Origin of the sequence: uncultured Nisaea sp. (assembly GCF_963974195.1) — a bacterium.
Taxonomy (GTDB): domain Bacteria; phylum Pseudomonadota; class Alphaproteobacteria; order Thalassobaculales; family Thalassobaculaceae; genus Nisaea.
Genome location: NZ_CAXBDC010000118.1, coordinates 1 through 12242 on the forward strand (window position 1 = coordinate 1; position 12242 = coordinate 12242).

The following is a 12242-nucleotide window of genomic DNA, read 5'->3' on the forward strand; positions in this document are numbered from 1 at the left end:
GCGACGGCAACAAGCGGCAGCTGACGCTTCAAGTCCGCAGACATACCAAGTTTTTTGAGAGCTAGACGCTCGATAGTCTGTCTTATGCAACAGACATAAAATCATGCTATGCCCCACTCGACGCTTATGCGCGGTGGGGCTTTGCATTTCAGCCCGATTTCCCGCGCCAACCGAGCCGGATAGCCGCTGCAATGCATAAAAACCTGCGCCATGACCGGGTGCTGGTCGTCGATCTCGAACTGACCTGCTGGGACGGACTGCCGCCCGAAGGCGAGCGTCCGGAGATCATCGAAATCGGTGTCGCCGAGATCGACCTGAAGCGGGACGAGATCAGCCGCACGATCTCCATGCTGACCAGACCAACCGCCTCCCGCATATCGCCGTTCTGCACGGATTTCACCGGTATCACGGATGAGATGGTCGCGGCCGACGGCATTTCGTTCGAGACGGCCTGCCAGCAATTGCGCAAGACCTACGGCTCAACATCCAAACTCTGGGTCGGCTGGGGCAGTGACGATGCCCTGTTCGCGGCCGAGGTTCAGGCGAAGGGCGCCGTGGATCCCGCCTCGCACCGCTATCTCGATCTCTGTCAGATACAGGAATATGTCCTGGCTGGCGGACGCCGGATCTCGCTTGATGAAGCGCTGAAAGTAATGAAGCTGGAGCGGGCCGGGACAGCGCACCGGGCGCTTGGCGATGCCATCGATACCGCCCGCCTGTTTCTGGCCTGGCGGGAACGGTTCGGTCTCGGCGCCCTGCCGCGTGAGCATTTCGACTGACGGGACCTTTTGACGCCCCACAGGCTCAGCTCCCGTAGACCTCCCGCACCGTATCAAGCCAGAGCCGGTCAGCCGCTACCGGATCAAGCACGCCGAAGCCGGCCATATATATTCCAGCCACCTTCAGAAAACGCTCTTTCTCCTCGCGGACCCAGTCCTCATAGGACCAGGTGATATCCATCGGCGCGATATTCCGCACCGCTCCGCAATAAAGAGCCGTCGCCGGACCCAAGGCGGTCTCGACGGAACATTGCTCGATGGCAAAATCGAAATCCTCGAAGAACCGGATGCGCTGATCGTCCTCCGGCACATAGTCGCGCAGAAGAAGGCCTTCGACCTGCCCGCCGGAGGCTTCGACCAGGGCTGGATAAGGCTCGCCTTCAACCCGGACACGGGCAAAGCCGGAAAGGGTCGCCACAGTCGAGAGCGGTCCCGGATCACGTCCCAGAACAAGGGAGAGCACGTCCGGATCCATCAGGGTTCCGAAGAAAAAATAGGGCAGTATTGGCATGTGCGTTAGCGGTTCTCAGAAAGATAAACGGTACAGCGGCTCGATCCCTCGTGCTTGAACACATAGATCCCCGCCTGGACTTCCATGCGCCGGGGCCGCCGGATATCACGGGACCTGGCCGCGCGATAGACCTCCCCCCCGACCCGAACGAAACCGCCGCCAAAGCGACGGAACCGGCCATCCCGGCATGCTTCCGTCGCCGGTCTGTCCAGCGTCGATATCTGCCTGAGCGGCCTGCTGTCCATGAACAGCAACCCGCGCTCGCTCGGATTTTCGTAAATTGTCGATTTCGGCACCGTGACCTGCTTCATCCGCCATTTAGGCTTTTCCGGTGCCCGCGAAAGGTGGCGCGGATTCGTGCGATCCGGCGACATGCGTTCCGCCATGGACGAGGTGGCCGGCATCGTGCCGACGGCTGCAAACGCAGCCAGAAAGCATGCCGTACGCACAAATCGAATGGAATTTTTCATTTTGCCACCCGTTCGCCGTTCAATTCAGCCAGCATCCGCCAGCAGATGTTTTGCCAGCATAACATGAATGCCCTTGTTTCCGTTGACCATCTGGGTAACACGGAGATCCGCGGCAAGGCTGCACAGCATATAGGCCTCGGCCCGGCTGCGGTTCGTGCGGGCCGTGATCAGGTCGAGCATCTGGCGCAGGGCATCCCGGCCAGCCTCGTCCAGATCCTCATTGAAGGCCATGGTGATGAAATGGTCCGATGTTTCGGCGCGCGGCAGGGTCAGGCTCATGTCATCCCGCACGGTCAGGCGGAAGCGGCCTTCAAGGGCCGTCTCGATCGCCGTCACGCAGACCTCCCCGTCGCCCTGGGCGCCATGCCCGTCACCGGCAGAGAACAGGGCGCCCTCGACGAAGACCGGCAGATAAAGCGTCGTGCCCGCCTCCAGTTCCTTGTTATCCGGATTGCCGCCATTGGCCCGCGGCTGAATGGTGCTGACCCGGCCCCAGACCGGCGGTGGCGCAACACCCATCACGCCGAAAAACGGATTCAGAGGCAACTCCAGCCCCCATGGCAGGCGGCCGATATTACGTTCGGTGTCGATGGCAATGATGGAAAGCGTGATCTCGTCGAAATCGTCCGGCAGCGCGCCCTTGAGCGGCGCGCTGTAATTGAAACCCCAGTCCTGCCGCACCTTCACGTCGAGAATATCGACCTGCAGCACATGGCCGGGCTTCGCGCCTTCGACATAGACCGGGCCGGTCAGAATGTGCCCCGGCAATCCCGGGCGCACCTGATCGATGACAGCCTGATGTTCCGGCAGAACCGTGTATCCCTCACCGGGCAGCACCGGCGTGTCGCCGGAGATCGACTGGATGGTGACTTCCTCACCCGAGGCAACGGTCAGGGCCGGCTCAAGGCTGGCATCGAAGAAACCCCAATGAACCGTTTCCGGATTGCTTTTGAGCATATGCCCCCGCATAGCTGCTCCTTCCGTATCAAACGAGATGAAATCAGTGATGACTGTCGGCGGCCTGCTGGCCGGTCTTGAGCTTGAGCGCCGCCTGCTTACGCTCGGCCTTCCGGGCCTGTCGTTCGCGTCGCGCGGTCTTGAAACGCTCGATATAGATGTGACTCCAACGATACCCGATCCAGCCGCCGGCGACCATCCATGGCACGCAGCCGACGAACAGGGGCAGGCCCCATTCATCCAGCATCGCCATGAGATAGACCCAGACAGCCGTGATTCCGGACACATCCTGACTGAGGATCATGTCCAGCCGGTCCGAGAAATGCCCGAACGCCGTCAGGTTTTCCCAGCGCCCGAGCATCAGGTTCCCGGTCTGCAGGAAGATGTAATAGACGATCGGAACCGTGAAAACGTTGGTCGCCCAGGTCCAGGCGAGAGCCACGACCAGATTGAAGGTCCAGGACGGGCGCAGCAGCCGGAGCAAAGACCAGATGCCCGCCACGATCGGCATTTGCACACCGACCAGCGGCGTCAGCGAAACCGCGACGCCAATGCCCACTCCCCGCGCCGTGTAATCCGGCAATCCGGTTCCGCGAAGGATCGGAATGACGAGCCGGTAACGCAAAAGGCGGTTGAGAGGAGTGATCATTGGTCGGTCAATTCGGAATGAGGGTGCCAAACAGCGTGACGGACCAGCCATAGCAAGCAAGAGGCGGCACCGCCACGTCACAGAGAGATGATTTCATGAATCTCTTTATATTTAGTGACCGGGAGCGCGATTACACGCCCCCGCACCCGATTCTCTAGGGACGTTCGCCCTTCGCCAGACGGGTCTCGATATCGTCCACGACGTCGAGAAGTGACGCGACGCTATCGATCAGATAATGCGGATTGCAGCTCCGCAACGTCTTTTCGGCCTGCCGTTTCTTCTCCGCGAAGGCCTCTTCGTCCAGCGCCTCGGTTTCTTCCAGCGACAACCCGAAAGCATTGCCGGAAACCGTGACCCCGACGGTCCAGCAGCCAGCCGCGTTACCTTCGGCGATGCCCGGCTCTGTGTCATCCACCTTGATGCAGGCCGAGGCCGGCCAGACATCGAGATCGAGGAAACATTTATACATCATCAGCGGCGACGGACGGCCGTGCGACAGATCGCCGGCGCAGACCATGTTGTCCGGCGCATAGCCGCGCTCCCGCGCGATCGGCACCAGCCGCTCCATGATCTCCCGGTTATACCCGGTCGTGGAGCCGATCTTCATGCCCCGTCCGCGCAATGCCGCGATCGTGTCCAGCGCGCCCGGAATGATATCGGCGAAGTCCGGAACCACATCGACATTCATCGGCACGAAAATCTCGTAAATCCGGTCAACATCGCTGTCGGAGAACGCCGCCCCGTGGGCCTGTTGCCATGCCTCCGCAATGCGCGGCTGCGTGCCGACGGCCTTGATGTGATCCCATTTCGGCAGGCCCATCGGAGCCCTTGCCTCATCGATGGAAATCTCGACATCGAACGCGGCGAACGCTCGCTGGAAAACGCCCATCGGCGCCCGGCTGCCGTGATCGACAATGGTTCCGGCCCAGTCGAAAATAACGGCTTTGACGTGGTTCTCGGCGGTGGACATCTGAAATTCCTTTTCGGTTAGGCGGCAGTCCCGTAAAGCGAGGCAATGGTCTCCTCACCGAGGGCAAAGGCGGTGCTCATGCCGGTGCCGCTGGAGACGACCAGAAGCCGCACCCCATCCTCCGGCGTATCGATGAAAGCGGTCCGGTCCGGCGCGGACGGGTAGATACCGGTCCAGCGCTCGATCACCCTGGGGTTCTCGAGCTGCAGCATCCGGCCGGCTTCCTCCATGATCAGATCTTCCACCACCGCCGGCGCGAAAGGATCCGGGGTTGCTGCATAATGGTGGGAATCACCGACGACGAGAGAGCCGTCCGCACCTTGTACCACGATCAGGTGGATGCCGTGCGCCAGCCATTGCGGCTGCTCCCGCTCCAGCCGCGCGCGCAGCACCTTGGAGGCCGCGCAGCCGGTATAGCCTTCGTAGCGCACCAGACTGAGATCCGACATGACCGCGCCCGGCAGTTTCCATTCCGGCGGCTGCGGAGCAACCCGCAGCATCTGCAGCTTGCAGAGCCGGAGATTGTAGGATGCAAGGCGCTCCGGATAGAGCGTCGCGATGTCGGGGCCGGGGCAGACAATGACCGACTCCGCCCGGATCGTCCCGGAGGTGGTCTCGACTATTTCCGGTGACACGCCGGTCACGGCCGTCGACCAGCGGAATTCCACACCGCAACTGGCTTCCAGATACTGCGCCAGCCGCGGCAGAGCTTGACGCGGCTCGACCCGCGCTTCATGCGGACTCCACAAACCGCCGAGCACAGTCTTCTGCCCCAGCATCGGTGCCTTCTCTTTGGTCTCTTCCGCGGTCAGAAGCGTGCAGCCCTGCCCCATGTCGGTGGCGGCGAATTCTTCGAGGACGGCGACCGCTTCCGGCCTCTGGGCCGTCACCAGCAAACCATCATGCAGAACCGGGATACCGGCCTTGGGGGCAATATCGCGCCAGATGGAAGCTGACTTGTACGCCCGCTCCCAGGTCTCCCCCTGTTTCTGCCCGGTGACGGTCACGAAGCCGAAATTACGGATCGATGCCCCGTTCGATTGCGCGTCCCGGTCGATGACGACGACCCGTTTGCCGCGCTTCGAGGCCGCGAGCGCACTTGCCAGCCCGCAAATCCCCCCGCCGACGATCGCAAGATCGAAGGTATGTCCCATATCATCCATCCGAATTGATCACCCCTGCCGATACCATAACGGTATGACAAAGAAGTTATCTAATCGAGTGCGGCCTCAGATGACGTCGGCACTTAAATGGGAAAATTTTTGGGAGACATCTTCCCAGGCACTCTGCGAGGGGGAGCCGTCCGAAGCGATGAAAACCTGCGGCGGCATCGGGCCTTCACCCGTTTCGAAGACCTGACAGGTATAACACATGTCGGAGCGCGATCCGTCTTTGGACAGCGGCATCATAAGCCGGGAGGCCTTCACCAGGCGCCCCTGATCCCACCGGAACCTGCTGTGCGAAACCACGGCAACGCGCTGCTCGCAGGCAAGCATGTAGAGACCGCGAATGAATTCCAGATAATTGCCTTCGAGGACGGTGGACAATTCCATCCCGGTAATGTCCCGCCCGAAAAAATCCGTGAAATTTGTGCCCACGACCCTGTGCCGGACCGACTGCGTACGCGTATCCACGTCGGCCAAAAGGCTGTACGGCAGCAAAACCGGCCCAATTTCCGTCGGATCAAGATCGCGCCGCAGCGGGATTTCATTCCCGCCTTTTATACCGATCCAATAGGCATACATCGCATTAAGCGTCGTACTGCCCAGAACCGCATCCGTTTCTAATTGCAACGCCTCTTACCCCAAATAGGAAGCGTATCAACCTGCACCAGAGTACAGGTTGATCGAGGCAACAACTTACCATTCAATTCTATTTTGTCTAAAATTTTTATCGGATTGAGCGCAGAAGTATAATTTAACTTTATTCTTGCAAAGGCAGAATAAAATAATGGCCTTCATTCATACCTTTGCACGAATTCCTTATACGTCAGGCTCCATGCTCCCGGCTTATCTGCCAAGCACGTCCCTGTATCCTTCCAGCAGCGGCTCCACACCGGACAAATCATATCCTTCCCGCGCGGCCACGGATGTCACCTCGGCAATGGATTTCCCGTGAAAGCACACCTGGGTAAGCGCCCACAGGATGGTCGACCGGGTTCCGCTGCGGCAAAACGCAAAAACCGGCCCGCCGGCTGCTTCCATCGCCGCATGGTGTTCCGCGACCAGTTCCGGGGTCAAAGTCGGCAAACTTATCGGAATAGAGACATAGGAGAGGCCTGCGGCTTCCGCGGCGGCCTTGAGGTCGTCACCAACCGGTTGCCCCATCTCCTCGCCATCCGGGCGATTATTGATGACCGTCTTGAACCCGAGATCCGCGATTTCACTCATTTCCTGAGGGAAAACCTGACCTTTTGCGGCATAGTTTTCGTCGATCTTCTTAAAGTCCATCGGGTTCGGCCCTTCTGCTTTCACTGAAACTCCGGGAAACAGTACCGGAGGTTGGCGCAGCGATGCGCACCGTTTTTTCTCGACTTAAGACAGCCAAGTGAAAAATCCCACCAATAGTCGTGGTAGGCTAGATCAATATGAAACTCGATCTGGTATATAAAACCTTCTACAAAGCAACCATACTGTTTGCTTTGCGTCTGCTCAGCATCGGATAATTCAGGTTTAGGGGGACTCTATGGCCTCAGGGTCATTAGATCAGCATCTTCTGCAAGAGGACGCCCAGAAATTCATGGGCACCTTCCTGGCAGAACACAAGAAGTGGCTCCAGCGTAAGCCCGGGGGCAAACAGTGCGACCTGTCCCGCCTGAATTTGCAGGGTATCAACCTTCAGAATGCCTTACTCGCCCGCGCCGTCCTGGTTGGCACTCATCTGCAGAATGCCAAGCTCGAGGGCGCCGATTTCAGTGAGTCCGATATGTTCGGCGCGAAGCTGCAGGGCGCGAACCTGCGCCGGGCCAAACTCAAGCGCACGATCCTGCGCGGGGTCAATCTGAAGAATGCCGATCTGTCTCATGCGGACCTGGAAGACGCGGACTTCCGCGGCGGACTGGTGCTGGGAGACTCGCCCGAGGAATCCCTCGGCATGGAACAGAGCGACCTCAGCGAATGCCTGATGGATTTCGCCCGCGGACAGCGCGCCAAATTCTCCAATGTCGATCTCAGCGGTGCCAGCCTCAGGGAAGCCAATCTGAAGGGGGCGGAGCTGTTCGGCTCGGATCTCTCAAATGTCGACCTGACGGGCGCCAATCTGGAAGATGCGGATCTTTCGGACACCCGGCTGACCAATGCCAAACTTGAGCGGACGATCCTGAAAGGGGCCCGCTTCGCGAACAGCATGGTCAGCGAAGAGGCCCTGGCGAAAGCCGAAATCGATTCCGATGCGCTCGACGAGATCAACAACGTCAGGCTCAGCATCGATCTGGACACAAGCGGCGACTTCAAGTCCCTGCCCCCGGAACTGCGCACCGCTCTCGCGCAGCATTTCGAATGGCTGCAATCGAACGGTGCCCGCGGGTGCCGTGCGATCATCAAGTCCATGTCTCTCAGGAAGCTCAAATTGCGGCGGCAGAACCTGACCGGGGTCTCACTCTATTCCTGCGACCTCAGCGAGGCGGACCTGTCCTTCGCCAACCTGGTGCTGGCGGATCTTGAAAAGTGCAACCTGATGAATGCCAGCCTGACTGGTGCACTGATGTTCGGCACAAACTTCAAAGGGGCCTTCATGAGCGGCGCCGACCTGTCGAACGCCCATGTCGGCGCCATGCCGATCTTTGGAGCAGACGGGAAACGGACGGGGAAAATCCGGAAAACGGACATGAGCACCGCGAACCTGAACGCGGTGAAATTCGATGGCGTCGATATGAATGGCATTGTGAAGTAGCGCACCCGACACCGCGCCTCAGATCTTTGCCGTCCCCCGAAGCTCGCTGTGCTGCAGCCCCGAGAAGACCGCGCTGCCATCCTTCATATGCGTATTGACCTTGGCATTGTAGCAAATGTGCTCGAAGCCATGCTTGTCGATGATCTTGATCTTCTGATTACGGAACCGCTCTTCGTCTTTCGGGCCGGTTAAGTAAAACTGGCTCTCCTTGACCTCATCGCCGAAAACTTTCAGCTTCTTGAAGCCGCTGAGAACCTTGTTTGCCGCCAGGACATAGCGTTGCGCGGTCCAGGCTTCCGGACCTTCCAGGGTGTTTGAGCAATCCCCGACCAAAATCTGGTCCGCCCGCGCCTTGCCGATCAAGCGGGCCGCGTTAATGGTCACGTCCCCGACGATATATTCATGCCGGGCAACATATTTCGGGCTCGGCTCGTAGAACACGTAGTGGCTGCCGCCACTCAGGGCCATACGGAGATCAGGCAAAGGCATCTTGTCCGCCATCTCGCGCTGCAGGCTCTTGTAGTAAAGCGAGAACAGCGCCATCAGGACAAACAGGCTGACATCCTCGTCCAGGCCGGTCTCCAGATTCCAGACGTAATACCCGTCACCGGTGGTCGAGCGTCCCATCGCCATCGGCAATCCCGCACGCTGGAGCGTCGCCTCGGCCAGAGACAGGCTGAATTTCAGCGTGGAGAGATGGCTGGCCTGCTCTTCGGGGGTGTGCTTCGAGAAGCCGACCACGTCGATCAGGAAAACCGTGCGAAATGGCGCGAAACCGATCGAGTATCTCGACATCACGGATTCGACATCCTCGTGGGACAACCCGTTCGGCCCGCCGCCAATGGGAAATTCCAGCCTGATCTCGGTCGGCTGGCCTCCGATGAACTTCGCAACCTGCTTGAATGCGCCATCACTCAGATGACGGGGACCTTCAAATACTTGGCTGATCGGGTTCTTGAGCCCGAACAAACGGGTTTTCGGCAACAGAATGAGTTCTAGCCCCTTACCCGACGGACGCCAGCCAACAACGGCATTCGAGCCGAACTGGGACAGCTCGAACAACAACCGGTTCAGTGACAGGCGCAGATCGTCGCGCCGCCCCGAAGCGTGATGCCTTTGAATGCCGTCCTGCATGGAGATTCACCTTGTGTAAAGGAATTGCCCATAGACTAGGATATCGCATGGCGGCCGGAAACTCCCATGCGCTCAAACAGCCCGCGCGTGAGGTTCATCACGTGAAGGCCAACATCGAAATAAGAAGACATTCTGGGTACAACTCAGAAACGACCGGGGTATTGAAGCGTCATGACCGTGGCATTTGATAACACTGAACTCAAACCAGTCCCTGAAGAGGTTATGGCGGCGATCAAGTCCCACCATACCTATCTCTCCGGGCGGCCTGGCGGGTTGCGTCTGAAAAACGACGATCTCGACGTTTCGCATTGCCGCTTCGACTATATCTCCCTGTCGCAAGCTGTTCTGCCCTGCGCCGAATTCTCCGAAAGCTCCTGCGTGCGCAGCGATTTCAGCGAGGCCGATCTGTATGGATCGAACTTTGCCTGGGCCAACCTGCAAGGCACGATCTTCAACAAGTCGGATGTCCGCGGCGCCAATTTCGTCATGGCGGACCTGACCGGCGCCTCAATGGTGAATGCGGATCTCCGGCCCGGTCAGATCGTACGCTGGTCCCGCAACAACAGCGGCGGTCCTGTCAGCACGAACCTCGACAGCGCCACTCTGAATGACGCCGATCTGAGAGGCGCGGATCTGCAGGATGCGAATCTGAAGAACACCCGGGCAATCGGCACCATGTTCGCCGATGACAACATGCATGCAACAAATATGGCCGGAGCGATACTGAACGGCGCCGATCTTACCGGCTCCAAACTGCGCGGCGCCGTGCTTGCCGGGGCGTCCGTCTCCGGAACAAACCTGACCAATTGTGATCTTTCCGGCGCAAATCTGCGCAACGTCGATCTGTCCAAGGCGACCCTCCACAACACCAACCTGGACGGCGCCATCACACTGGAAAACGGCGCCGACCTGCCCGACGACATCGCGGAAATCATCCGGCAGCACAGCCAGTGGATTATCTCCGACGGCGAAGTAGGCGAGCGGGCCAATTTTGGCGGGATGGATCTGAAGGACCTCGTATTGACCGGCTGCGATCTGCGTGGCGCCCTTTTTGCCGATGCCCAGCTCGAGGGCACGCAGTTCAATCAGTGCGAATTGATGCTGGTGAATTTTTCCGGGGCCAACCTGAGCCGGGCCAGCTTCGTTGGCGCCACATTGCGCGGGACGATCTTCGCAAATGCCAGCCTGGTTGAAGCAAAGTTCCACGGCGCCCGGCTTGAGGTTGCTGAAATCTACAACGCACAACAACAGCGCACCGGCAAATCAATCCCCGTGCTCTTCAACGGTGCGGTATTGCAGGGCACGGATTTCTCCCGGGCCAAGATCAGTGGCGCGAACTTTACCGATTCGGTACAGTTCGGAACGATTTGGAACCATGCGAAAGTCGAGAACTGCACCGGCATTCTCGATTAGATCTGAGCAAATGGCAGCAAACACGAACAAGCCCATGACCAGCGTGCCCGGCAACCGGCGTGAATTTTCACGCAGGGATTCGTCATTGCTGGCCGAAATGTCGCTGTCGCCGGAATTCTCCGAATCATGGCCGGCGAAAATCGCTGATATCTCATTGGTCGGCATGCGCCTTACCGGAGAGCTTCCGCCGATTGCTGACGGCCCGGTTTATGTGCGCCTTGCGGGGACTCGCATCACCATCAACGGACACTTCATTTCCCAGGGTGAAGGCGGTGTCCGGATCAAGATGGATCTGAATGATCTGCAACTGGCGGAACTGGTCGCACATTCAGATGTATATGCATCACTGGTTCTCGAAACGATTTCAGACGACCTTCCTCCCCGCTAATTCCGGCACACGGCCAGCAAAAACACCCCAAATAACTGATTTATATCATTTTTAAAGAAGACCAATTTAGTCACTTATTTGCTGTTGCAATTGAGAATGACTTTCAATAAGGTCCCTTCATCGACGTCGGAACCAGCGAGACGGAGATCTCGCGGACGATCCTTGGAGAACGAGATATGCGAACGAAATCACTGACGAAAATGGCGATTGCGGCCTTTGCAATCGCAGGCGGTCTTTCCGCCGCGCCTGTTCAGGCAGACGACATGAGCGCGAAGAAAGACATCATCAAAACCTATTCGGACATCGCGGCAGCCGCCTATGGGGACTCCCTGGCAGGCGCCAAGAAACTCCAGAGCGCGATCGCGGCACTGGTCACCAAGCCGACGGACGCCACACTTGATGCGGCCCGCAGCGCCTGGATTGAGGCTCGTGAGCCTTATCAGCAGACAGAGGCCTACCGCTTCGGCAATGCCATCGTCGACGACTGGGAAGGCAAGGTGAATGCCTGGCCGCTGGACGAAGGCCTGATCGACTACGTGCAGACGGACATCTACGGCACGGAATCGGACGGAAATCCCTATTACACGGCCAATGTGATCGCCAATCCGAAACCGGTTATCGCCGGCAAGGAACTGGATGCGAGCACCATCGACCGTGACCTTGTCCAGTCCCTGCACGAAATCGACGAGATCGAATCCAACGTCGCGACCGGCTATCACGCCATCGAATTTCTGCTCTGGGGCCAGGATCTGAACGGTACCGGCCCTGGTGCCGGCGCCCGCCCGGCAACGGATTTCAGCACGGAAAACTGCACACACGGGAACTGCGCCCGGCGCGCTGCCTATCTCTCCACCACGACAGACATGCTTGTCGATGAGCTTGCATGGATGACGGCCCAGTGGGCTGACGGCGGTGCCGCGCGCACCGGTCTGGTTGAGGGCGACGCGGATCGCGGGATCGCCACCATCCTGACCGGCATGGGCAGCCTCTCCTACGGCGAGCTCGCCGGTGAGCGGATGAAGCTTGGCCTGATGCTGCACGATCCCGAGGAAGAGCATGACTGCTTCAGCGATAACACCC

At 59.1% G+C, this 12242-nt stretch carries 14 protein-coding genes; 5 read left to right on the plus strand and 9 right to left on the minus strand.

Annotation, left to right across the window (positions count from 1 at the left end; all coding sequences use genetic code 11):
• Positions 1–191 precede the first annotated feature (191 nt).
• Complete coding sequence (locus tag AAC126_RS19200) at positions 192–779, plus strand: 3'-5' exonuclease (RefSeq protein ID WP_339856400.1); 588 nt, start codon at positions 192–194, stop codon at positions 777–779.
• A 25-nt stretch (positions 780–804) separates the two neighbouring features.
• On the opposite strand, the gene AAC126_RS19205 is transcribed toward AAC126_RS19200, so the two are convergent.
• From AAC126_RS19205 to AAC126_RS19240, 8 genes are all read right to left on the minus strand, one after another.
• A complete protein-coding gene (locus AAC126_RS19205; protein WP_339856403.1) occupies positions 805–1290 on the minus strand; it encodes a gamma-glutamylcyclotransferase family protein in 486 nt (161 codons plus the stop codon).
• A gap of 5 nt (positions 1291–1295) precedes the next feature.
• Positions 1296–1760, minus strand: a complete 465-nt coding sequence (locus tag AAC126_RS19210) for a hypothetical protein (protein ID WP_339856406.1) — start codon at positions 1758–1760, stop codon at positions 1296–1298.
• Between the two features lie 24 nt (positions 1761–1784).
• The gene (locus AAC126_RS19215; RefSeq protein ID WP_339856407.1) at positions 1785–2729 is read right to left on the minus strand and encodes an acetamidase/formamidase family protein; all 945 of its coding nucleotides are present in this window, start codon (positions 2727–2729) and stop codon (positions 1785–1787) included.
• Positions 2730–2760: 31 nt separating this feature from the next.
• Complete coding sequence (locus tag AAC126_RS19220; protein ID WP_339856410.1) at positions 2761–3366, minus strand: DUF2062 domain-containing protein; 606 nt, start codon at positions 3364–3366, stop codon at positions 2761–2763.
• A 154-nt stretch (positions 3367–3520) separates the two neighbouring features.
• Complete coding sequence (gene phnX / locus AAC126_RS19225; protein ID WP_339856412.1) at positions 3521–4336, minus strand: phosphonoacetaldehyde hydrolase; 816 nt, start codon at positions 4334–4336, stop codon at positions 3521–3523.
• Between the two features lie 17 nt (positions 4337–4353).
• Complete coding sequence (locus AAC126_RS19230; RefSeq protein WP_339856413.1) at positions 4354–5490, minus strand: TIGR03364 family FAD-dependent oxidoreductase; 1137 nt, start codon at positions 5488–5490, stop codon at positions 4354–4356.
• Between the two features lie 75 nt (positions 5491–5565).
• Entirely contained in the window at positions 5566–6129 is a 564-nt protein-coding gene (locus AAC126_RS19235) for a PAS domain-containing protein (protein WP_339856416.1), read from the minus strand.
• Positions 6130–6345: 216 nt separating this feature from the next.
• The gene (locus AAC126_RS19240) at positions 6346–6810 is read right to left on the minus strand and encodes a TIGR01244 family sulfur transferase (protein WP_339856420.1); all 465 of its coding nucleotides are present in this window, start codon (positions 6808–6810) and stop codon (positions 6346–6348) included.
• Between the two features lie 265 nt (positions 6811–7075).
• Between AAC126_RS19240 and AAC126_RS19245 the strand changes: the two genes are divergently transcribed.
• Positions 7076–8227: a pentapeptide repeat-containing protein gene (locus AAC126_RS19245; RefSeq protein WP_339856422.1), complete on the plus strand. Its 1152-nt coding sequence runs from the start codon at positions 7076–7078 to the stop codon at positions 8225–8227.
• A gap of 18 nt (positions 8228–8245) precedes the next feature.
• Here AAC126_RS19245 and AAC126_RS19250 read toward each other — a convergent pair whose 3' ends face one another.
• Positions 8246–9361, minus strand: coding sequence for a hypothetical protein (locus AAC126_RS19250; protein ID WP_339856424.1), 1116 nt, complete (start codon positions 9359–9361; stop codon positions 8246–8248).
• A 222-nt stretch (positions 9362–9583) separates the two neighbouring features.
• On the opposite strand from AAC126_RS19250, the gene AAC126_RS19255 reads away from it, so the two are divergent.
• The 3 genes from AAC126_RS19255 to AAC126_RS19265 all read left to right on the plus strand — a co-directional run.
• Positions 9584–10774: a pentapeptide repeat-containing protein gene (locus AAC126_RS19255; RefSeq protein WP_339856427.1), complete on the plus strand. Its 1191-nt coding sequence runs from the start codon at positions 9584–9586 to the stop codon at positions 10772–10774.
• 85 nt (positions 10775–10859) lie between these two features.
• Positions 10860–11162, plus strand: a complete 303-nt coding sequence (locus tag AAC126_RS19260; RefSeq protein ID WP_339856430.1) for a hypothetical protein — start codon at positions 10860–10862, stop codon at positions 11160–11162.
• 176 nt (positions 11163–11338) lie between these two features.
• Positions 11339–12242: imelysin family protein (locus AAC126_RS19265; RefSeq protein ID WP_339856433.1), on the plus strand; the 904-nt coding region annotated here is incomplete at its 3' end.